16 protein-coding genes, 2 tRNA genes and 1 pseudogene are annotated in these 21,680 nt (G+C 66.5%); 8 read left to right on the top strand and 11 right to left on the bottom strand.

Annotated features, from left to right (window positions below):
• Positions 1-425 (bottom strand): annotated as a pseudogene (locus tag ISO4_RS15275) (bifunctional 23S rRNA (guanine(2069)-N(7))-methyltransferase RlmK/23S rRNA (guanine(2445)-N(2))-methyltransferase RlmL); the annotation flags it as partial.
• Positions 426-681: 256 nt separating this feature from the next.
• On the opposite strand from ISO4_RS15275, the gene rmf reads away from it, so the two are divergent.
• Entirely contained in the window at positions 682-888 is a 207-nt protein-coding gene (gene rmf, locus ISO4_RS15270) for a ribosome modulation factor (protein ID WP_142949460.1), read from the top strand.
• Positions 889-1,386: 498 nt separating this feature from the next.
• Here the strand turns inward: rmf and ISO4_RS15265 are convergent, their stop codons facing one another.
• The 10 genes from ISO4_RS15265 to ISO4_RS15220 form a co-directional block, all read right to left on the bottom strand.
• Complete coding sequence (locus ISO4_RS15265) at positions 1,387-2,385, bottom strand: quinone-dependent dihydroorotate dehydrogenase (protein ID WP_194856760.1); 999 nt, start codon at positions 2,383-2,385, stop codon at positions 1,387-1,389.
• A gap of 371 nt (positions 2,386-2,756) precedes the next feature.
• Positions 2,757-5,387, bottom strand: coding sequence for an aminopeptidase N (gene pepN / locus ISO4_RS15260; protein WP_194856759.1), 2,631 nt, complete (start codon positions 5,385-5,387; stop codon positions 2,757-2,759).
• On the bottom strand, positions 5,387-5,668 hold the full coding sequence (locus ISO4_RS15255) for a YeaC family protein (protein ID WP_067609496.1): 282 nt from the start codon (positions 5,666-5,668) through the stop codon (positions 5,387-5,389). The genes pepN and ISO4_RS15255 overlap by 1 nt, the downstream gene beginning before the upstream one ends.
• A gap of 401 nt (positions 5,669-6,069) precedes the next feature.
• Positions 6,070-6,960, bottom strand: coding sequence for an NAD(+) kinase (locus ISO4_RS15250; protein ID WP_142949441.1), 891 nt, complete (start codon positions 6,958-6,960; stop codon positions 6,070-6,072).
• Between the two features lie 35 nt (positions 6,961-6,995).
• Positions 6,996-8,069, bottom strand: a complete 1,074-nt coding sequence (locus ISO4_RS15245) for a cyclic nucleotide-binding domain-containing protein (RefSeq protein ID WP_194856758.1) — start codon at positions 8,067-8,069, stop codon at positions 6,996-6,998.
• 108 nt (positions 8,070-8,177) lie between these two features.
• Positions 8,178-9,548 (bottom strand): hypothetical protein, encoded by a 1,371-nt coding sequence (locus tag ISO4_RS15240; RefSeq protein WP_142949443.1) that lies wholly within the window; start codon positions 9,546-9,548, stop codon positions 8,178-8,180.
• Positions 9,549-10,218: 670 nt separating this feature from the next.
• Positions 10,219-10,295: transfer RNA gene (locus ISO4_RS15235), tRNA-Asp, on the bottom strand.
• A 41-nt stretch (positions 10,296-10,336) separates the two neighbouring features.
• A tRNA-Val gene (locus ISO4_RS15230) sits at positions 10,337-10,412 on the bottom strand.
• A gap of 100 nt (positions 10,413-10,512) precedes the next feature.
• Positions 10,513-10,695 carry a hypothetical protein gene (locus tag ISO4_RS15225; protein ID WP_142949444.1) on the bottom strand — a complete coding sequence of 61 codons (183 nt, stop codon included), beginning with the start codon at positions 10,693-10,695 and terminating at the stop codon, positions 10,513-10,515.
• Positions 10,692-11,282, bottom strand: coding sequence for a TetR/AcrR family transcriptional regulator (locus ISO4_RS15220; RefSeq protein WP_194856757.1), 591 nt, complete (start codon positions 11,280-11,282; stop codon positions 10,692-10,694). The genes ISO4_RS15225 and ISO4_RS15220 overlap by 4 nt, the downstream gene beginning before the upstream one ends.
• Positions 11,283-11,596: 314 nt before the next feature.
• Here ISO4_RS15220 and ISO4_RS15215 point away from each other — a divergent pair, with 314 nt between their 5' ends.
• The 7 genes from ISO4_RS15215 to ISO4_RS15185 all read left to right on the top strand — a co-directional run.
• Positions 11,597-13,378 (top strand): acyclic terpene utilization AtuA family protein, encoded by a 1,782-nt coding sequence (locus tag ISO4_RS15215; protein ID WP_194856756.1) that lies wholly within the window; start codon positions 11,597-11,599, stop codon positions 13,376-13,378.
• A gap of 11 nt (positions 13,379-13,389) precedes the next feature.
• Positions 13,390-14,265 carry an SDR family oxidoreductase gene (locus tag ISO4_RS15210; protein WP_194856755.1) on the top strand — a complete coding sequence of 292 codons (876 nt, stop codon included), beginning with the start codon at positions 13,390-13,392 and terminating at the stop codon, positions 14,263-14,265.
• Complete coding sequence (locus ISO4_RS15205; RefSeq protein ID WP_142949448.1) at positions 14,265-15,875, top strand: acyl-CoA carboxylase subunit beta; 1,611 nt, start codon at positions 14,265-14,267, stop codon at positions 15,873-15,875. Before ISO4_RS15210 ends, ISO4_RS15205 begins: the two co-directional genes overlap by 1 nt.
• A 204-nt stretch (positions 15,876-16,079) precedes the next feature.
• Entirely contained in the window at positions 16,080-17,243 is a 1,164-nt protein-coding gene (locus ISO4_RS15200; protein WP_194856754.1) for an acyl-CoA dehydrogenase family protein, read from the top strand.
• 35 nt (positions 17,244-17,278) lie between these two features.
• Positions 17,279-18,100: an enoyl-CoA hydratase/isomerase family protein gene (locus ISO4_RS15195; protein ID WP_194856753.1), complete on the top strand. Its 822-nt coding sequence runs from the start codon at positions 17,279-17,281 to the stop codon at positions 18,098-18,100.
• 230 nt (positions 18,101-18,330) lie between these two features.
• Positions 18,331-20,307 (top strand): acetyl/propionyl/methylcrotonyl-CoA carboxylase subunit alpha, encoded by a 1,977-nt coding sequence (locus ISO4_RS15190; RefSeq protein WP_194856752.1) that lies wholly within the window; start codon positions 18,331-18,333, stop codon positions 20,305-20,307.
• Positions 20,308-20,572: 265 nt separating this feature from the next.
• Positions 20,573-21,680 (top strand): AMP-binding protein (locus ISO4_RS15185; protein WP_194856751.1); only part of this gene is annotated, 1,108 nt, incomplete at its 3' end.

Raw genomic sequence — 21,680 nt, 5'->3', positions numbered from 1 at the left:
AGGCGGGCGCTGTTTTCGTCCAGCCGGGCACGCACCGCGCAGGCGCCCTCCTCGCGCCGGGCCTGGCCGATCTCCGGCGGCAAGGCGCGCAGCAGCCGCTTACCGCTGACGCGGCTGTCGCCGCGCACGCCCTTGCCGTGGTCCAGGCTCAGATGCAGGTCCACGCCCGGTGGCACCAGGGCCCGCCAGTCCACCGCCGCCGCCAGACGCTCCGGCGCCTGGTCCGGGGTCACGTCCAGTTCCGCCAGCGGCACCAGCACCCGCTCCGCCAGGCGCGACCACAGGCAGGCCCGCAGGGCGTCCTGCTGCAGACCCTGAATCCCCACATGGGCGTTACCCGGATCTGTTACCGAGATGCCCAATTCGGCGAGCTCGTCGGCGAGCAAGGGGCCCAGGCCGGGCAGACAGGTAATTACGAAATCCATGGGTTTTGCCCTGCAAGTGCCTGTTTTAAAGACGGAAATGAAAAATTCATCGGTTGGACCATTATTCGTCACACGCTTAAACGGCGCCACCATTATGGCGACATGTTATTCGACACCCTCTTCCCCCTTTCACATACTCAAAGCGTGGCCCTTCGAAAAGGTGACCGGGGGGCCGCAGCTTACTGACCGTCGCCGCAATCGGCAAAGCGGCACTGCGAATAAGCCAACAGGCGTACAAGCCAAGAGGATCGTGTCTATGAAAAGACAGAAACGCAGTCGTGATGAAAGAGCTTACAGCCGGGGGTACCTGGCCGGATTTCAAGGCAGGCCCAGGGACTTTTGCCCCTTCGGCGCATTGCAGGCCCGCACCCACTGGATGAGCGGTTGGCGCGAGGGCCGCACGAATCAGGTACAAGGCATGGTCGGCGTGGCCGGCATCCAGAATTTGAAAGACGTCACCTAATCGTTATTTCGCGTTAAGAGGACATTGTAAAAAACCTGTTTTCGATCAGCGCCGGCGCTTCGCGCGTCGACCCCACAGGGCCCCTCCCGGGCCCTTTTCTTTTGCAGCCCCTGGTTTTCGGCGCTCCGTATCGGAGACGCGGTGCAATGGTGGTGCCTTCCGGGACCGCTCAAGCCATCCATGGCCGCTGTTAGTTTGGCCCTCCCTGGCCAAACAGCTCCCTCCAGGCACCACCATTGCCCCGCTCACTGGGCAGCGGAACCGCCACGGGTCCGAAACGACGCCCGGACCTTTCTATGAAGGTCGGATTGTGGGAGCGGGCCCAGCCCGCGAAAGGGAGCGCAGCTCCCGGCAGGATGCCAGAGACTTTTCTAACGGCAGCACCAACAAGGTCTCTGGAATCCTGCCGGCCGGCTTTGCCGGCCTTTCGCTTGCAAGGCAAGCTCCCACAACACCGGCTTCGCAGCACACCGCCTGGAGGGACGCTCCCTCAGTTCGCTACCAGGCGCGGGCAATATCGCCGATCAGGCCCGGACCCTGATAAATCAGCCCCGAATAGATCTGCACCAGCGAGGCGCCCAATCGCCGCTTGTCGAGGGCGTCGCCGGCGCCGCTGATGCCGCCGACGCCAATGATCGGAATGCGGCCGTCCAGGGCCTTGGCCATGGTCGCCAGCGCCCGGTCGGCGATCGGCTTCAGGGGCGCGCCGCTCAGGCCGCCCTGCTCGTCACCGTGGCGCAGCCCGGCCACGCCGGGCCGTTCCAGCGTGGTGTTGCCCACGCAGACGCCATCGATACCGTGGCGCACGAACGCCTCGGCCATGGCCGCCAGCTCCTCTTCGCTGTTGTCCGGCGCGATCTTGATCACCAGCGGCACGCTCACGCCGCGCTGCTGATCCAGGCGGGTCTGCGCCTCGCGCAGGGTGCCGAGCAGGCGGTCCAGGGCGTCGCCGTGCTGCAGGTCGCGCAGGCCGGGGGTGTTCGGCGAGGAGACGTTGACCACCAGGTAGCCGGCCAGGCCGTGCACCTTGTCCTGGCAGAGCCGATAATCGTCCACCGCCTGCTCCGCCGGGGTGTCCTTGTTCTTGCCGATATTGATGCCCAGCACGCCCTGGAAGCGGGCCGCGCGCACGTTGTTCACCAGGGCGTCGACGCCGTGATTGTTGAACCCCATGCGGTTGATCAGCGCCCCGGCCGGCGGCAGCCGGAACAGGCGCGGCTTGGGGTTGCCCGGCTGCGGGCGCGGGGTGACGGTGCCCACCTCGATGCTGCCGAAGCCCAGCGCCGCCAGGCCGTCGATGCAGTCGCCGTTCTTATCCAGGCCCGCCGCCAGCCCCACCGGGTTGGGGAAATCCAGCCCCATCACCCGCACCGGCCGCGCCGGCACCCGCGCCGGATAGAGCCTGCCGGCGCCCCGGCGCAGCGCGGCGAGGGTCAGGTCATGGGCCTGCTCCCCGGACAGGGCGAACAGGGCGGGACGGGCAAGCTGGTACAGCATGGGCGGCGGCTCCTTGGATAGCGGCGCGGATTATACGGCAAGCCGGCGCCGGATGCAGAGGCCGGTTCATGGAGGCTAATGACGGTGATCAGGACCCGTGGCGGTTCCGCTGCCCAGTGAGCGGGGCAATGGTGGTGCCTGGAGGGAGCTGTTTGGCCAGGGATGGCCAAACTAACAGCGATCAGGGACGACTTGAGCGGTCCCGGAAGGCACCACCATTGCACCGCGTCTCCGATACGGAGCACCGGAAAAAGAGGTCTCTGGCATCCTGCCGGCAAGCCAAGCTTGCCTTTCGCGGGCTGGGCCCGCTCGCACAAGAGCCATCCTTTTCCCGGCCGGGCCCTCTGTAACAAGCCCGCTCCAATCCAGCGTTAGAGGATGCGGTCGAGAACCTCGGCCAGGTTGGCGGAGGCGGCGGGGCGGAGCTCGCGCAGGGCGGCGCTCAGCTGCTCGGCCAGGGCCGGCTCCAGGCGCTGCAGGCGGGCGGCGCCGTTGGCCAGCCGCGCGGCGATCTGCGGGTTGATGCCGTCGAGCTTCTTCAGGGCCCGGGCAAAGAACGCATAGCCGCTGCCGTCCGGCGCATGGAACGCGGACGGATTACCGTTGACCAGGGTGCCGACCACGGCGCGGACCCGGTTGGGCAGGGTCCATTCGAAGGCGTCGTGGGCCAACAGGCCCTCCGCCCGCGCCACGGTGTCGGCGCCGGGCACCGTGGCCTGCACCGCGAACCACTGATCCATCACCAGGGCCTCGTCGCGCCAGCGCTGGGCGAAGGCCGCCAGCGCCGGCTCGGCACCGGGCAGCTGGTTGTGCACCAGGGCGCGCAGGGCGCCCAGTTCCTCGGTCATGCAGGTGGGGGCGTCCAGCATGCCCTGCAGCTGTGCCACCAGTTTGTCGCGATCGCCACGGCCGGCGCCGGCGGCGGCGGACAGGTACCCCAGCGCCACCTGACGCAACCGGCGTTTGCCCATGGCCTCGCCGTCGGCGCGGTATTCCGGTTCCGCCAGTTCCTCCACCAGACGCCACCAGGACGCCGCCAGGGCCTCGCCGAGGCCGGCGCGCAGGGCGCTGAGGGCGTCGTGCACGGCCTGCGGGCGCAACGGCGTGTGCCGGTCGCCGACCGCGGTTTCGGTGGGCAGGGTGAGCAGCAGCGCGGCCTCCGCCGGGTCTTCACCGGCGCGCTGGATCACCTGCTCCAGCACCGGGGTGAGCCGGTCCAGCTGCGCGGCGGCGTCCTCGCCGTCGTCGATGATCCGCGCCAGGGCGGCGAAATAGAGCCGCTGCGCCGCGTCCCAGCGGCAGAAGCCGTCGCTGTCGTGGGCCAGCAGCGTGATCAGCTGCGCTTCCTTGAACGGGTAGCGCAGCGACACCGGCGCCGAAAAGCCGCGCAGCAGCGACGGCGTCGGGATGCGGTCCGTGGCCACCGGGAAGCGGAAGGTCTGCTCGCTGTCACGCAGGATCACCACGGTTTCGGTGGCGCCGCTGTCGTCCAGCGGCAGCGCGCGGCCCTGGTCGTCGAGCAGCGCCAGCTTGACCGGAATCATCAGCGGCTGCTTGTCGCTCTGCCCGGGGGTGGGCGGCGTTTCCTGGCGCAGGGTGAGCTGGTATTCACCGTCGGCGAACCGGTCGGAGGCGGTCACCAGCGGCGTGCCCGCCTGGCTGTACCAGCGCTTGAACTGGCTCAGGTCCAGGCCGGACACCTCTTCCATGCAGGCGACGAAGTCGTCGCAGGTCACCGCCTGGCCGTCGAACCGCTCGAAGTAGAGATCGCTGGCGCGGCGGAAGTCCTCGGCGCCCAGCAGCTCGTGCTGCATGCGCACGATTTCCGAGCCTTTCTCGTAGACGGTGAGGGTGTAGAAGTTGTCGATCTTCTGGTATTCCGAGGGCCGCACCGGGTGGGCCATGGGGCCCTGGTCTTCCGGGAACTGGTGGTTGACCAGGAAATCCACGTTCTCCACCCGGGTCACCGCGCGGGAGTTCATGTCCGAGGAGAATTCCTGGTCACGGAACACCGTGAAGCCTTCCTTGAGGCTGAGCTGGAACCAGTCCCGGCAGGTCACCCGGTTGCCGCTCCAGTTGTGGAAATACTCGTGGGCGACCACCGATTCCACCCGCTCGAAGCCGGCGTCCGTGGTGGTGGCCGGGTGCGCCAGCACGCAGGAGGTGTTGAAGATGTTCAGGCCCTTGTTTTCCATGGCGCCCATGTTGAAGTGGCTCACCGCCACCACCTGGAAGATGTCCAGGTCGTACTCGCGGCCGAACACCTGCTCGTCCCAGGCCATGGCCCGCTTGAGGGAATCCATGGCGTGGCCCAGCTTGTCCAGATCGCGGTGCTCGGCGTACAGGCGCAGCGCCACGTCACGGCCGGAGGCGGTGCGGAAGCTGTCTTCCAGGCAGGCCAGGTCGCCGGCCACCAGCGCGAACAGGTAGCAGGGCTTGGGGAAGGGGTCGTCCCAGGTGGCGAAGTGGCGCCCGCCCTCTTCGTCACCGCTGTCCACCGGGTTGCCGTTGGAGAGCAGCAGCGGGTAGGCGGCCCGGTCGGCGTGGATGGTGGTGGTGAACCGGCTGAGCACGTCCGGCCGGTCCGGGAAGAAGGTGATGCGCCGGAACCCCTCCGCTTCGCACTGGGTGCAGTACATGCCGTTGGAACGGTACAGCCCTTCCAGGGCGGTGTTGCTCTCCGGATGGATGCGCACCTTGGAAGTCAGGGTGAACTGTTCCGGCACGCCCGGCACCGTGAGCCGGCCTTCCTCGAGCCGGTAGTCCGGCTCGCCGAGCGGACGGTCGTCCACGCTCAGGGAAAGCAGCTCCAGATGTTCGCCGTCCAGCACCAGCTCGCCCGGGCGGTCGTCACCGGCCGGGTTGCGGCGCACCGTCAGCTCGGCGGTGACGGTGGCGTGGCCGTCGCGCAGGTCCACGTCCAGGCGGGTGTGGTCCACCAGCCAGGCCGGCGGGCGGTAGTCGGTGAGCCGGGTGACCGGCGCGGGGTTGCCGTCTCTCATCAATGTTCTCCGTGTCGGCGCGCGGGGCGCAGGTCCACCGGCTGTTCCCCGGTGTCGCCGTCGGCGCTCTTGCAGTGACTGGGGACGTAACCGCTACGTTCTTCCTCGGGCAGGTTGCGCACTTCCCAGGCGATCACCGCCTGCATGCACAGGGCACGCTGCTCGTCGCTGACCCGGCGGCCGTCCGGCCAGCGGCCGGTTTCCACCGCGGTGCGCATGTTGTGCCACACCTCCAGGGTCATGCCGTCGATAAGCTCGTCGAAGGAAGGGGAAGAAGCCATGGCGGTACCTGTCACGATAGCGGATGCGTTGAGTTGTGGGGACTAGGATACAGGATGCAAGGGCGGCTCGCTCCATGCTCGCGGCGGCAAGCTGCAAGCCTCAAGCTGCAAGTAGGCCCTTGCAGGCTGACGGGCCGTGCCGGTGAGGACGTAACAGAGGATCCAGGATGCAGGATTCAGGATACAGGGGCGGGCTCTGGAGTGAGCGGATCGCTTTGCGCATTAGCAGAACCTCGTTTGCCGAAACGCAGGGGCGCGGTGCAGAAGTCTGTCCGCCTCTCCCGGCTTTGATCCGCGCTGTATCCTGTATCCTGAATCCTGTATCGCGCCGGCCACCTTGCTAGTGGCACGGCCGTTACTCCAGCACGGCCTGCTTGCAGCTTGAAGCTTGCAGCTTGCGGCTAGTTCCCGTCGCCGGGGCGGGTGCTCCAGCCCAGCTTGGAACGGCAGGCCTGGTAGAAATCGTGGCCGGGCGGGTGAATCAAGCGCAGGCGGTGGGGCTTCTTGCGGATCGCGATCACGTCCTCGGCCTGCAGCCGGATGCCGGCGGTGCCGTCGCAGCTGACCAGCGGGTTCACCTTCTCGGTGGTGATGTGGATCTTGATCTCGCTGTTGCCGTCCACCACCAAAGGCCGGCTGGTGAGGGTGTGGGGGTTGAGCGGCACCAGCACCATGGCGTCCAGGCGCGGGTGCATGATCGGCCCGCCGCCGGACAGCGCGTAGGCGGTGGAGCCGGTGGGCGTGGAAATGATCAGGCCGTCGGAGCGCTGGCCGTACACGAACAGGCCGTCGATGGTGAGCTCGAAGTCGATCATGTGCACGCTGTCACCGGACAGCAGCACCACGTCGTTGAGGGCGCTGCCCTCCCCCATCACGGTCTTGCCGCGCCGCACTTCCATATCCAGCAGGAAGCGCCGTTCGGTGGTGTAGTCGCCGTCCAGCACCTGCCCGACCCGGGATTCGATCTCCGAGGGCAGAATGTCGGTGAGAAAGCCCAAATGGCCGCGGTTGATGCCCAGCACCGGCACGTCGAAACGGGCCAGATCGCGGGCCGCGCCCAGCAGGCTGCCGTCGCCGCCCACCACGATCACCAGATCACAGGCGTCGCCCATCTGCGAGGCCTTGGCGGCCTGCAGGCCGGATTCCGGGAGGCTGCCGGCGATCGCCCGGTCGAGGATCACGGTGCAGTCGCGACCGTGCAGAAAGTGGATCAGCTGCCGCACCGAATACAGCGTTTGTTCACTCTCGGTGCGCGCGATCAGACCGATATTGCGAAATTTTTCCTGGGACACGTTGTTCCTGCAACTAAGTAGACGCCGTCGGCGTGCTATTTCAGATAGTCCTGCAGGGTATCAGCATTGTTATTCAGACCGCCATCCAGGACGAACACATCCAATCCGGCGTTTTTTAGCAGAAAGGCGGCGGTGGCGCTACGCCGGCCGGTGTCGCAGTAGGCCACGTAGCGGCCGGCGGGGTCGAGCAACCGCGATTTCAGGCGCAGCGCGCCCAGCGGAATATTGGTGGCGCCGGCCAGATGCTGCTGGTCGAACTCGTCGGCGGTGCGCACGTCCAGCCAGCGGGCACCCTCGTCGATACGCTGGCGGGCGTCCGCCGGGTCCAGGGTGTGAATCACCGGTTCGCGCAGCAGGGCGTCGAAGTCCTGGCGGTCCAGGCGCATCAGCACGCCGTCGGTGGCCATGGTCACGGTGGCGTTGCGCGGCTTGCCGGAGAGCAGCGCCTCCTCGCCGAACCACTGGCCCTCCTCGAGCATGGCCACCGGCATCGCTTCGCTGCTTTTACCGCCCAGGGTGATGGCCACCTCGCACACCCCTTCCTTGATGATGTAGCAGCAATCCGCCTGCTCGCCCTGGGTGACGATGGCTTCGCCCTCCTTGCAGCGGCGCGCGCGCAGGCGGCGGAAGATCTCCAGAATGTTGGCCGGCGGCACCCGGTGGAACAGCTTGGATTTGAGCAGCCGGATCATCCACTCGCGGTCGTGCTGATAGGCGGCGTTGGCGTTGATGTCGAGAATCACGTAGCCGGCGGACTGGTCCCAGGAGAGGATGGTGTCGAGCCGGAAGCTGTCGAAGCGCACCACGCTCACCTCGCCGATCGCCTTGCAATCGTCCCGGCGCGGCTGGAAATGGCCCAGCGGGTGCCAGGAGGCGCTGTCGCCGGCGCTGATCACCGTGCGCTCGCCGTGCTCGCTGAACAACTCCACCTCGCCGCTCAGCAGGTAAATGGTGGTGTTGTCCCGGTCCCCCTGGCGGAACAGCACATCGCCGGCCTCATAGCGGCGCACTTCCTGCTGATCCAGCAGCCAGTCCAGCTGATCACCCGACAGGGCGTTCACCGGCACGAAGGTCTGCAGCAGACTCTTGTCGATGGATTCACGAGCCATTCGAGCTCCCCCTGATTCATTCTTGTGTCGCGGACCGTCCGCGGTTTATTGGGCCAATTACCTGCAAAAAACTTACCAACTCGCGGTCGCGCCCTGCCACGCCCCCGTTCAGCGGAAGCGGAGCACGTTATCGATGGACGAATCCGACCGGCAGTGCGGGCAGCGGTTGGAGTTGCAATCCGACACCCCCGGCTTGAACTGATTGGGCACGTCCACGCGGATCACCCGCTTGCCGCAGCAGGCCTGGTCCGGGCCCACCGCCACCTGGCACACCGGGTTTTCGTAGTGCGCCAGCCAGGCCCGGTAATGGTCCTCGGTGACCAGGCACTTGCGGGCGGCGAACGCCACCGGGTTGTCCATATAATCGGCGATCTGGTCGGCGGCCACGGACACATGCCCGGCCCCCGGATGAAAGGCGATAAAGCTCAGGCCCAGGCTCTCCAGCTTATCGAGGATCTTCTGGCCGCCGGAGTGGGCCACCTTCATCTGGTCGCGCTTGAGCTCGGAGATTTCCGCGCGCAGCTGGTTGACCAGGTCGTCGCGGTTGAGCACGTCCATTTCACGGCTGTGGATCTCATCGGCCAGCCGGGCGCGCTCTTCCTCCAGGCGCTGCTCCAGGGACAGCTTGTACTGCTCGGCCAAACGCTCCACCTCGCTGCCCTGCTCCGCGTTGCGGCCGGCGTGCTCTTCCAGGCTGCGGTTGAGCGACTCCACCTGCGCCTTGAGCGAGCCGTTCTGCTCGCGCAGCGCCGCGTTCTGGGATTTCAGGGTTTTGAACTGCATCAGCACCTTTTCCAGCTGGGCGCTGAGAATCTCTTCCTTCTGCTGCTGGGCATAGCGGAGCTGGGCCATCTCCTCTTTCTGCCCGGTTTCCAGGGTGTGGATGCGCAGCCGCAGTTCCTTGATGGTGCGCGCCAGACGCACCCGCTCCTCGTCGTCGTTCTTGCTCCTGGCGCCGTCGGCGGGCCGCACCGTGGGCACGTCCTCGCCGGACAGGGTGGGCACCGCCGCCGTCGGCGGCGGCAGATCCTCGTCCACTTCCAGGCCCATCTTCGAGCCCCGGCTGCGCAGCAAATCCCGGGCCGCCACGAAATCGTTGGCGCCGGGCTTCATCACCGGGTCCCACAGCTGGTCCTGGTGCCAGGCCACCGGGCACTGGCTGCGGCAGGCCAGACGAATCGGGCCGGCGCCCATGTCCGGGCCCGGGCCGCCGTGTTCCGCCAGGTGTCGCAGGGGCACGTTCCAGGTGGTGTCGGCCATGCCGTCGGCGTCGAAATCGATCAGAAACAGCACCATGGCCTTGGCCCGCAGCCGGCCGTTGACCAGGCAATAGGCGCCGCGCATTTCCTTACCGGCAAACTCGGGCACCCCCACCATGCCGTCCAGAATGGCTTCGAAATCGGCGTACAACATGCTTTTGCTGATGCCCTTCTCGCAATAGAACAGCACCGCTTCGGAGGTCACTGACGAACCCGCCATAAGCCTTCCCTTCGTTGTTATTTCTTCGCTGTTATCCACGCGGCCAGTGACAGTACGCGTCACTCCTTGCCGCTGCCCGTCAGATTCAACGGCAGCATATTCACAGGGGTAAGGGCAAAACAAGGAAGCCGGTCACCAAAAAGGGACCTTTTATCGAGGGGATGCAGGATGCAGGATGAAGGATGAAGGATTCAGGATACAGGTGCGGAGAACGCGTTGCGGGTCCGCAGGGACCGAGCTACGCGCCGGAGGCGTTAAACGCGGGCACGGCCCGGGAGGTCGGTAGTAGGTGGTCCGCGCTGTATCCTGCATCCTGTATCCTGCAGGCAGCGCAGCTTGCTTGTCGCCGGGGCATCAAAGCTCGACTCCGTCATCGGCGACATCGTCGTCCAGGTCGTCGAGGCTTTCCAGCCACAGCTTTTCTTCCAGTTGGTCTTCCAGATATTCATCCATAGGGATACTCCATTCGGCCCAACGGGCCTGTTTCAGTGTGTTCATCGGTAAGGTTAGAGCACCGCCCGTGACGGCTTGATGACAATCGCGGCCGCGAACGGGGGCTACAGGGGGTTAGAACGGTGTCGGCGGGAAAGGTTCAGACAAACAAAAAGGCGACGCGGGCTAGGCCGGCGTCGCCATAAATCCAAACGGAAAACGAGAAAGATCATGAAGATGGCGGAGCGGACGGGACTCGAACCCGCGACCCCCGGCGTGACAGGCCGGTATTCTAACCAACTGAACTACCGCTCCAAACTCTTTACCGCACAGTCTGTCGTGCGTACTGCAAAATCTGGTGGGTGGTGACGGGATCGAACCGCCGACCCTCTGCTTGTAAGGCAGATGCTCTCCCAGCTGAGCTAACCACCCAGGTTCGCGTTGCGAAGTGGGCGCCATTTTAGGGATTGCGCCCGGGGTGTCAACGGCTTTTTTGCCCCGATGACACCGTTCGTTCATAAATTGCGCGTTGTCAGGCCTCGCGCTGCTCGACGAAGGTCTTGGCCGCTTCGAGGGTCGGGAACCGGCCCGGCAAGGGTCGCCCGTCCGGGCCGGCGACGATATAGTGGTCGACGCGCAGCTGCAGGGTGTCGCGCTGCAGCTCGCCCTCTTCGATGATGGTGTGCCGCCCCCAGGCGATGCCGTTGCCGATCATGCTTCGCCCACCACCCGGTCGACGATCAGGTCCGCCAGGTCCTCCACGGACAGCCGGCGGTTGGTGCTGAACCAGTTGGGGGTCCAGCCGATCATGCCGGTGAGCAGCCGCCGCATGATAAAGGGGTCGGCGTGGAAGGCCCCGGCCTTGTGCAGGCGCCCCAGCACATCCAGCCAGATCTGCTCGTAGATCTCGCGCAGCGCCAGGGCTTCCTGCTGTTTGGCCTCGCCGAGACAGCGCCACTCCGCCACCATCACCACCATCGCCTCGCGGGTGTCGCCCACGGTGGCGGTGAGCTCGGCGCGCACCAGGTTGCGCAGCTGCTCCAGCGGCGTGTCCGCGTCAGCCACCGCCTGGCGCAGGCGCTCGGTATTAAAGCGGATCACCTCCTCCATCACCGCGAACAGGATGTCCTCCTTGCTCTTGAAGTGGTGGAAGATCGAGCCGCTCTGTATGCCCACCGCCGCGGCGATGTCACGCACCGTGGTCCGGTCGAACCCCTTGTCCCGGAACAGATGGGCGGCGGCGCTCAGCAGCCGGCCCCGGGGCGAATCGTCGATGCCGTGAATGGCGGGTGTGTCAGGCATGGGGTGCTCCTCTTCTAGCGGCGCATTAAATCGCTGCAAGCTGCGCGCTGCAAGCCGGTTCGGGCAGGCTTGTAGGAGCGGGCCCTGCCCGCGAAAGGCAAGCGCGGCTTGCCGGCAGGATCCCAGAGGCCTCTCTAACAAAAGCACCAACAACGCCTCTGGTATCCCGCCGGGTGGCCAGGGCCACCCTTTCGCGGGCGGGGCCCGCTCCCACAATGTACTACCTCTACCTCTTGCCAAACCAAGCGCTTGCTTGGTAGCTTACGAAACCATTCGGAAAACAGCAATCAGGACACGATCATATGGCAGAGGGCATGGCAAACCCTGTTCGCATCGGCTGCGCCGCGGGCTTCTGGGGCGACACCAACAGCGCCGCCTTCCAACTGGTCCGCCAGGGCGAGATCGACTACCTGGTGTTCGACTACCTGGCGGAGGTGACCCTGTCGATCATGGCGGGCGCCCGCATGAAGGACCCCAGCGCCGGCTACGCCCACGACTTCGTCACCCAGGTGATGGCGCCGCTGGCCCGCGAGATCAAAGAGAAGAAGATCAAGGTGATCAGCAACGCCGGCGGCGTGAACCCGCGCGCCTGCCGCGAGGCGCTGCAGAAGGTGTTCGCCGAGGCCGGCGTGGAAATGAACATCGCCCTGGTGGAAGGCGATGATCTCAACGGCCGCCGCGACCAATTCAGCGACTGCAAGGAGCTGGACACCGGCGCCGACCTGCCGCCCATCACCGTGACCATGAACGCCTACCTGGGCGCCCTGCCGATCCAGGCGGCGCTGGACGCCGGCGCCGACCTGGTGCTGACCGGCCGCATCGCCGATTCGGCGCTGGTGCTGGGCCCGCTGATGCACGAATTCAAATGGGCCGACGACGACTACGACAAGCTCGCCCAGGGCTCCCTGGCCGGCCATGTGATCGAGTGCGGCGCCCAGTGCACCGGCGGTAATTTCACCGACTGGCGCGACGTGCCGGACTTCCACAACATGGGCTTCCCGATCGCCGAGTGCCACGAAGACGGCAGTTTCGTGATCACCAAACCGCCCGGCACCGGTGGCCTGGTGACCCCGGCCACGGTGGGCGAACAGGTGCTCTACGAAATCGGCGACCCGCGCGCCTATATTCTCCCCGACGTGGTGTGCGACTTCACCGGCGTTACCCTGACCCAGGACGGCGAACACCGGGTGCGCGTCAGCGGCGCCCGCGGCCTGCCGCCCACCGATACCTATAAGGTGTCCGCCACCTACCCGGACGGCCAGCGCATCACCGCCTCCTTCCTGATGGGCGGCCGCGAAGCGCCGGCCAAGGGCCGCGCGGTGGCGGCGGCGATCCTGAAAAAGACCGACGGCCTGCTCAAACAGCTGGGCATGGCGCCGATGCGCGACACCAGCGTGGAAATCCTCGGCAGCGAAACCACCTACGGCGCCCAGGCGCGCCGCGAGGACAGCCGCGAAGTGGTGGTGAAAATCGCCGCCCTGCACGACGACCGCAAGGCGCTGGGCCTGTTCGCCCGGGAAATCGCCCAGGCCGCCACCGGCATGGCGCCGGGCCTGTCCGGGCTGGTCGGCGGGCGGCCCAAACCGATGCCGCGCATCCGCCTGTTCTCCACCCTGGTGCCCAAGGTGGACGTCACCGCCACCGTGGACCTGGACGGCACCCCCACGGAAGTGGGCGTGCCGGTGGGCACGCCGCTGGACGTGGCCGGCCTGCCGGACACCAACGGCAGCGACACCGCCACCGGCGAGACCAGCGTGCCGCTGGTGAAACTGGCCTGGGCGCGCTCCGGTGACAAGGGCGACCACGCCAACATCGGCGTGATGGCGCGCAAGCCGGAATACCTGCCCTACCTGCGCGCCGCGCTCACCGACGCCGCTGTGGCCGAGTACATGAAACACGTGCTCGACCCGAAGCGCGGCAGCGTCAGCCACTGGGAGCTGCCGGGCTTCAACGCCTTCAACTTCCTGCTGCGCCACGCCCTGGGCGGCGGCGGCATCGCCAGCCTGCGCATCGATCCGCAGGGCAAGGCGTTCGCCCAACAACTTCTGGACTTCCCGGTGCCCGTGAGCGCCGACATCCTGGAAACCCTACAGTGAGGATAATTTGAATGCCGTACCGTTCCGTATTCCGCGACGACCTGTTCGCCGGTAAGACCCTCATCGTCACCGGCGGCGGTTCCGGCATCGGCCGCTGCACCGCCCACGAACTGGCGGCGCTGGGCGCCCGGGTGGTGCTGCTCGGCCGCAAGGAAGACAAGCTCAAGGCGGTGGCCGACGAGATCCGCGAGGACACCGGCCGGGAAGCCCTGTTCTTCACCTGCGATATCCGCGACGAGGACAAGGTCCGCGACACCGTGGCGGCGATCTACAAGCAGGTGCAGCAGGTGGACGGCCTGGTCAACAACGCCGGCGGCCAGTTCCCCTCGCCGGTGGCAATGATCAGCCAGAAAGGCTGGGAAACGGTGATCCGCACCAACCTGACCGGCGGCTTCCTGATGGCCCGGGAAGTGTTCATGCAGGGCATGAACAAAACCGGCGGCAGCATCGTCAACATCGTCGCCGACATGTGGGGCGGCATGCCCGGCATGGGGCACTCCGGCGCCGCCCGCGCCGGCATGGACAACTTCACCAAAACCGCCGCCCTGGAATGGGCCTGCGCCGGCGTGCGCGTGAACGCGGTGGCGCCGGGCTGGATCGCCTCCTCCGGCATGGACACCTACCCGGAAGGCATGCAGCAGACCATCAAGACCCTGCGCGGCGCGGTGCCGCTGAAGCGGCTCGGCCTGGAAGCGGAAGTGTCCTCGGCGATCACCTTCCTGCTCAGCGACGGCGCCGCCTTTATCAGCGGCGACACCTGGCGCATCGACGGCGCCGCCAGCCAGGGCAACGTGGCCATGTTCCCGCTGCCCGATCATAAAAACTCCAAACCCTATGACGGCTTCCACCGCGCCGTGACGCCCAACGTGCTCAAGGATCTGGATTAATGCCTGTACTCGAATCCGCCCTCGACCCGAACAGCGAGGAATACCGGCAAAACCGTGACGCCCTGCTGCAGGCGGTGGAGGAATTCCGCGCCATCGAACAGCAGGTGCGCGACACCGCCGAAGGCAAACGGGAGAAATTCGAAAAGCGCGGCCAGCTGCTGCCCCACGAGCGGGTGGCGCGGCTGCTGGATCCGGGCTCACCCTATCTGAGCCTGATGAACCTGGCCGGCTACAAAATGCACGACGACAAGGACGGCACCGAAGCCGGCGGCGGCACCATCGCCGGCATCGGCTATGTGTGCGGCGTGCGTTGCCTGGTCACCGCCTCCAACTCCGCCATCAAGGGCGGCACGGTAACGCCCTCCGGGCTGCATAAAACCCTGCGCCTGCAGCGCATCGCCCAGGAGAACCGGCTGCCCATGGTGAGCCTGGTGGAATCCGGCGGCGCCAACCTCAACTACGCCGCCGACGTGTTCGTGGAGGGCGCCCGCACCTTCGCCAACCAGGCACGCCTGTCCGCCGCCGGCATCCCGCAGATCACCGTGGTGCACGGCAACGCCACCGCCGGCGGCGCCTACCAGCCCGGGCTCTCGGACTATGTAGTGCTGGTGCGCAACCGCGCCAAGATGTTCCTGGCCGGCCCGCCGCTGCTGAAGGCGGCCACCGGGGAAATCGCCACCGACGAGGAGCTGGGCGGCGCGGAAATGCATACCGGCGTGGCCGGCACCGCCGAGTACCTGGCCGAGAACGACGCCGACGCCATCCGCCACGCCCGCGACATCATGAGCAAGCTGGGCCTGCGCGACCGGCCCGCCGAACACCGCGACTGGCAAGAACCGCTCTACCCGCCCGAACAACTGCTCGGCGTGGTGCCGGCGGACAGCAAGAAGCCCTACGACGTGCGCGAGATCATCGCCCGGCTCGCCGACGGCTCCGACTTCCTGGACTTCAAGAACGACTGGGACAGCGCCACCCTGTGCGGCTGGATCGACATCGAAGGCCAGCCGGTGGGCGTGATCGGCAACAACGGCCCGATCACCCCGCGCGGCGCCGCCAAGGCGGCCCAGTTCATCCAGCTCTGCGACCAGACCCGCCGGCCTTTACTGTTTCTCCACAACACCACCGGTTTCATGGTCGGCACCGACCCGGAGCAGAACGGCGTCATCAAGCACGGCTCGAAGATGATCCAGGCGGTGGCCAACGCCCGGGTCCCGAAAATTTCCATTCTCGTGGGCGGCTCCTACGGCGCCGGCAATTACGCCATGTGCGGCCGCGGCCTGGACCCGCGCTTCATCTTCGCCTGGCCCAACGCCAAGGTGGCGGTGATGGGCGGCCAGCAGGCCGGCACCGTGCTGCGCATCGTCGCCGAAGCCAAGCAGCGCGCCAACGGCCTGGAACCGGACGAAAAGGTGCTCGACATGCTGCAGCAAAGCACGGCCCAGAAACTGGACGCGCAATCCACCGCGCTCTACGGCACCGCCCGCCTCTGGGACGACGGCATCATCGACCCCCGCGACACCCGCAAGGTGCTGGCCTACGTGCTCGACATCTGCCGGCAAGCGGAGCAACGGGAGCTGAACGCCAATACCTTTGGCGTGGCACGACTGTAGAGAGCAGTTAAAAGTGAATAGTGAACAGTTAATAGCGAAAACACCGTTGCAGAAAGGCTCGGTGCGGACGGCGAAGGCCGGACCGCACCCTGTTTCGCTCTTCACTGTTAACTATTAACTGTTAACTAAAACCACCAGGTTTTTTTGGTTACCACCGACATCCCAGCGCTCAACAAAACGAGCCAACAAACACAGGACACGACCATGTTGTTTACTCAGGAACATGAAGAGCTGCGCCGCACGGTGCGTAATTTTATCGAGAAAGAGGTGAACCCGTTCGTGCCGGAGTGGGAAGCGGCGGGCCGTTTTCCGATCCACGACGTGTTCAAGAAGATGGGCGACCTGGGCCTGCTGGGCGTCACCAAGCCGGAAGAGTACGGCGGCATGGGCCTGGACTACTCCTACGGCCTGATCGTCGCCGAGGAAATCGGCGGCGCCACCTGCGGCGGCGTGCCGCTGTCCATCGGCGTGCAGACCGACATGGCCACGCCGGCCCTGGCCCGCTTCGGCTCCGACGAGCTCAAGCGCGACTACCTGGCGCCGGCCATCGCCGGTGACATGGTCGCCTCGATCGCGGTGTCCGAGCCCCACGCCGGCTCCGACGTGGCCAACATCAAGACCAAAGCCAAAAAGGACGGCGACGACTACGTGATCAACGGCACCAAGATGTGGATCACCAACTCGCCCAGCGCCGACTTCTTCTGTCTGCTGGCCAACACCTCCGACGACAAGCCGCACGTCAACAAGTCCCTGATCGTGGTGCCCAAGGACGCCGGCGGCATCACCGTGGACAAGCCGCTCAACAAGCTGGGCATGCGCAGCTCGGAAACCGCCCAGGTGTTCTTCGACGACGTGCGCGTGCCGCAGCGCAACCTGATCGGCCAGGAAGGCATGGGCTTCATGATGCAGATGATGCAGTTCCAGGAAGAGCGCCTGTGGGGCGCCGCCAACGCCATCAAGGGCTGCGACAACCTGATCGCCCAGACCATCGACTACGCCCGCGAGCGCCAGGTGTTCGGCATGTCGCTGCTGGATAACCAGTCCGTGCATTTCAAGCTGGCGGAGCTGCAGACCGAGGTGGAAATGCTGCGCGCGCTGGTGTGGCAGGCCTGCGAAACCTACATCAACGGCGGCGACGTGCTGCGTCTGGCGTCCATGGCCAAGCTCAAGGCCGGCCGCCTGTCCCGGGAAGTGGCCGACGGCTGCATGCAGTACTGGGGCGGCAACGGCTTTATGTGGGACAACCCGGCCAGCCAGCTCTACCGCGACGGCCGCCTGGGCTCCATCGGCGGCGGCGCCGACGAAGTCATGCTCGGCATTATCTGCAAGACCATGGGCATGCTGCCGGGCAAAAAGAAGAACAGTTAATAGTGAACAGTTAACAGTGAATAGCGGGATGGATGATGACTTTACCTGAGACGACGGCGCTGACGCTTTCCCGTGAAAGCGGCGTTTTGCACATCACGCTGAATCGGCCGGAAGCGCGTAATGCCATGAGCCTGGCCATGGTGAACGAGCTGATGGACGTGTTCGACTGGCTGGAGAACGACGCCGCCGGCGCCGAGGTGCGTGCCCTGGTGCTGCGCGGCGCGGACGGCCATTTCTGCGCCGGCGGCGACATCAAGGACATGGCCGGCGCCAGGCAGCAGGCCGCCGAGGGCGACCCGGAGGCGTTCCTGCGCCTGAACCGTCGCTTCGGTGAAATGATCAGCACCGCCAACCGTCTGCCGCAGGTGCTGATCACCGTGCTGGAAGGCGCGGTGATGGGCGGCGGCTTCGGTCTGGCCTGCGTCAGCGATGTCGCGATCGCTGCCGGCGACGCCAAATTCGGGCTGCCGGAAACCGGCCTCGGCGTGATTCCGGCGCAGATCGCCCCGTTCGTGGTGCAGCGCATCGGTCTCACCCGCGCCCGCCGTATCGCCCTCACCGGCCAGCGCTTCGACGGCCACCACGCGCTGACCCTGGGCGTGGTCCACGAGGTGGCGGACTCCCCGACGGAGCTGGACAAGAAGCTCGCCGAGGTGCTCGGTGAAATACGCCGCTGCGCTCCCAACGCAAGCCGGGTCACCAAACAACTGGTGCTCGACGTGGGCCACATGCCCATGGACGAGCTGCTCGACCGCGCGGCGGCCGACTTCGCCGAAGCCGTGGCCAGCGAAGAGGGCCAGGAAGGCACCCTGGCTTTTGTGCAGAAGCGTCCGCCGAAGTGGGCCGCCGACGAATGATCAGGTCTTCCTGTGAAAGCGACCCCTTGTGGGAGCGGGCCCTTGTGGGAGCGGGCCCTGCCCGCGAAAGGGAGCGAAGCTCCCGGCAGGATTCCAGAGGCCTCTCTAACGGCGGCGCAAACAACCGCTCTGGGATCCTGCCGGGTGGCTATAAGCCACCCTTTCGCGGGCGAGGCCCGCTCGCACAGGGGCCCACAAGGCCGTCGCTGGCAAATGAATAAGGAATGGCAATGAGTTTTGAGAAAGTACTGGTCGCCAACCGCGGCGAAATCGCCTGCCGGGTACTGCAAAGCGCGCGTTCGCTGGGCTATCGCACGGTGGCGGTGTTCTCCGAGGCGGACGCCGGCGCCCGCCATGTGCAGCTGGCCGACGAGGCGGTGTGCATCGGCCCCGCCACCGCCGCCGAGTCCTACCTGAACGTGCCGGCGCTGCTGGACGCCTGCCGCCGCAGCGGCGCCGACGCGGTGCACCCGGGCTACGGCTTTCTGTCCGAGAACGCGGACTTCGCCGCCGCCTGCGCGGAGGCCGGCGTCACCTTTATCGGCCCGCCCGCCGAGGCGATCCGCCTGATGGGCTCCAAGCGGCTGTCCAAGATCGCCATGCAGGAGGCCGGCGTGCCCTGTGTGCCCGGCTACCAGGGCGAGGACCAGAGCGACGACACCCTGATAAAGGAAGCGGAGGCCGTGGGCCTGCCGCTGATGATCAAGGCCAGCGCCGGCGGCGGCGGGCGCGGCATGCGCGTGGTCACCGAACCGCAGCAGATCGCCGCCCAGCTGAAAAGCGCCCGTCAGGAGGCGAAAAGCAGCTTCGGCAACGACGAGCTGATCCTCGAGCGGGCGGTGATCAACCCCCGCCACGTGGAGATCCAGGTGTTCGGCGACCACCACGGTAACGTCATCCACCTGGGCGAGCGCGACTGCTCGGTGCAGCGCCGCCACCAGAAAGTGGTGGAGGAAGCGCCCTCCCCGGTGGTCGACGAAGACCTGCGCCGACGCATGGGCGAGGCGGCGGTGAACGCCGCCAAGGCCTGCGATTACGTGGGCGCCGGCACCGTGGAGTTCCTGCTCGGCGCGGACGGCGAGTTCTACTTTCTGGAGATGAACACCCGCCTGCAGGTGGAGCACCCGGTCACCGAACTGGTCACCGGCCAGGACCTGGTGGCCTGGCAGCTGCGGGTGGCCGCCGGCGAGCCCCTGCCCCTGACCCAGGAGCAGGTGCGGCTCACCGGCCACGCCATGGAGGTGCGCCTCTACGCCGAGGACCCGGCCCAGGGCTACCTGCCGCAAACCGGCCCGGTGCTGAGCTGGCGGCCGGCCAGTGGCGAGGGCGTGCGCATTGACCACGGCCTGGTGGACGGCGCCGAAGTGGGCAGCCACTACGACCCGATGCTGGCCAAGATCATCGCCTTCGGCGCCAGCCGCGACGAAGCCCGCCGCCGGCTGATCCGCGCCGTGGAAGACACCGTGCTGATGGGCCTGGACGACAACCGCCGCTTCCTGGCGGCGATCCTGCGCCACCCGGAATTCGCCGCCGGCGACGCCACCACCGCCTTTATCGACGGCCCCTTCGCCGACGACCCGGGCCTGCGTGCCGCCGACACCCCGGAAGCCCTGTGGGCGCTGGCCGCCCTGCTGCTCACCCGTATCGGCGCCGGTGACGCCGCCGGCCGCGCCGGCTACCGCAACTGGCACTCCAGCGGCGTGGGCGCGCAGCCGCTGGTGCTGGCCCAGGGCGACCGCGAACGCACCCTCTACCTGACCCCGGACGGCATCCACGGCGGCCCGGACCTGACCCTGGACGCGGTCCGCCTGGACGCGGTCCACGACGACGGCACCCTGATCGCCACCCTGGACGGCGTGCGCCGCCGCTACCACTGGCTGCACCGGGACGGCCGCGTGTGGCTGCAGGACGGCGGCCTGCGCGCCTGCTTCGAGGAGCGCACCCACCGGGCCAGCGGCGGCGAGCAGGGCCCCGGCTCCGGCCAGCTGAAAGCGCCCATGGACGGCGCGGTGATCGAAGTGAGCGCCGCCGCCGGCGATACGGTAAAAAGGGGACAGACATTGGCGGTGCTGGAAGCCATGAAGATGGAACACGCCCTGAAAGCGGACTGCGACGGCACCGTGGACACCGTCACCGTCAGCGCCGGCGATCAGGTCAAGCGCCAGCAGCTGCTGATCACCGTCACCCCGGAGGTTGTCACTGAATGACAACCGGCCGGCGTTTTCGGGTAACGGACGTTCGTCCCAAAGTATGTTTGAATGGCTCCACGGCGGCGGCGCGACCGGCCGGTCGCGCAAGAGCCGGCGCTTTGCTTGCCGGTATAGGGGGCGAACGGTAAGGTATGGCGGCCCCTGTGGAGCGGTCCCGAGCCGCCACCGGACGCCGGATGTGACGCCACACTAATAGAGCAGTGCTTTATATAAACTCCCGGCTCGATCCGGGCATTCCAAGAACACAGACAATGGAGATCCCATGAGCAGCGCCGACGTCATTACGTTGCCCAAGCTTCTGTCCAAGGTTCCCGAGATTTTCGGTAATCTGCCCGGTTTGATCAAAGGCTCCAAGATGAGCAAGATCACCGACACCAACACGCCGCTGGGCTTGGGGGTGGCTTTCGAAAAGGCCACCGACAGCAACCCCAACGGCGTCGCCATCCTCTACGAGGACCGGGAGCTCACCTACAAGCAGTTCAATGCCTGGGCCAACCGCATCGCCGACTACCTGGCCTCCATCGGCCTGAAGAAAGGCGATACCGTGGCGGTGGACGTGGAAAACCGTCCCGAGCTGCTGGCCACCGTGCTGGGCTGCGCCAAACTGGGCGTCTGTTCCGCCCTGATCAACACCTCCCAGAAGGGCAAGGTGCTCACCCACAGCTTCAACCTGGTGGAGCCCAAGGCGGCGATCATCGGTCAGGAGCTGGTGGAAGTGATCCAGGAAGTGCGTGACGACCTGGACCTGAAGCAGAACTTCTTCTACTTCGCCGACCAGGACACTCTGGCAGACCCGGGCACCGCCCCGGAAGGCTTCACCAACCTGGCCACCGAGATCAAGGATTGCTCCAGCGAGAATCCGGCCAGCACCCACCAGACCTTCCTGCGCGACCCGCTGTTCTACATCTACCCCTCCGGCACCACCGGGCTGCCCAAGGCGGTGGTGTTCAACCACGGCCGCTGGGAAAAAGCCTACGGCGCCTTCGGCTACTCCGCCGTGCGCCTGAACAAGGACGACCGCCTGTACAGCACCCTGCCCTTCTACCACGCCACCGGCATGGTGATCTGCTGGGCCTCGGTGATCGCCCCCGCGGGCGGTCTGGCGATCGCGCGGAAGTTCTCCGCCAGCCGCTTCTGGGACGACATCCGCAAGCACAACTGCACCGCCTTCGGTTACGTCGGCGAGCTGTGCCGCTACCTGCACGAGCAGCCCGAGAAGCCGGACGACGGCGACAACCCGGTGCACACCATCGTCGGCAACGGCCTGCGCCCCAGCATCTGGAAAGAGTTCAAGAACCGCTTCGGCATCGAGCGCGTGGTGGAGCTGTACGCCTCCTCCGAGGGCAACGTGGCCTTCACCAACGTGTTCA

It is taken from the genome of Alloalcanivorax venustensis ISO4, from assembly GCF_015356855.1.
GTDB lineage: Bacteria > Pseudomonadota > Gammaproteobacteria > Pseudomonadales > Alcanivoracaceae > Alloalcanivorax > Alloalcanivorax venustensis.
This window is presented reverse-complemented; position numbering and strand designations above follow the sequence as displayed.

Bases quoted from the DNA above. Each gene is read 5' to 3' on its own strand.
- rmf (WP_142949460.1), top strand. From the start codon at position 682: ATGAAAAGACAGAAACGCAGTCGTGATGAAAGAGCTTACAGCCGGGGG.
- ISO4_RS15265 (WP_194856760.1), bottom strand. From the start codon at position 2,385: ATGCTGTACCAGCTTGCCCGTCCCGCCCTGTTCGCCCTGTCCGGGGAG.
- pepN (WP_194856759.1), bottom strand. From the start codon at position 5,387: ATGAGAGACGGCAACCCCGCGCCGGTCACCCGGCTCACCGACTACCGC.
- ISO4_RS15255 (WP_067609496.1), bottom strand. From the start codon at position 5,668: ATGGCTTCTTCCCCTTCCTTCGACGAGCTTATCGACGGCATGACCCTG.
- ISO4_RS15245 (WP_194856758.1), bottom strand. From the start codon at position 8,069: ATGGCTCGTGAATCCATCGACAAGAGTCTGCTGCAGACCTTCGTGCCG.
- ISO4_RS15240 (WP_142949443.1), bottom strand. From the start codon at position 9,548: ATGGCGGGTTCGTCAGTGACCTCCGAAGCGGTGCTGTTCTATTGCGAG.
- ISO4_RS15225 (WP_142949444.1), bottom strand. From the start codon at position 10,695: ATGATCGGCAACGGCATCGCCTGGGGGCGGCACACCATCATCGAAGAG.
- ISO4_RS15220 (WP_194856757.1), bottom strand. From the start codon at position 11,282: ATGCCTGACACACCCGCCATTCACGGCATCGACGATTCGCCCCGGGGC.
- ISO4_RS15215 (WP_194856756.1), top strand. From the start codon at position 11,597: ATGGCAAACCCTGTTCGCATCGGCTGCGCCGCGGGCTTCTGGGGCGAC.
- ISO4_RS15210 (WP_194856755.1), top strand. From the start codon at position 13,390: ATGCCGTACCGTTCCGTATTCCGCGACGACCTGTTCGCCGGTAAGACC.
- ISO4_RS15205 (WP_142949448.1), top strand. From the start codon at position 14,265: ATGCCTGTACTCGAATCCGCCCTCGACCCGAACAGCGAGGAATACCGG.
- ISO4_RS15200 (WP_194856754.1), top strand. From the start codon at position 16,080: ATGTTGTTTACTCAGGAACATGAAGAGCTGCGCCGCACGGTGCGTAAT.
- ISO4_RS15195 (WP_194856753.1), top strand. From the start codon at position 17,279: ATGACTTTACCTGAGACGACGGCGCTGACGCTTTCCCGTGAAAGCGGC.
- ISO4_RS15190 (WP_194856752.1), top strand. From the start codon at position 18,331: ATGAGTTTTGAGAAAGTACTGGTCGCCAACCGCGGCGAAATCGCCTGC.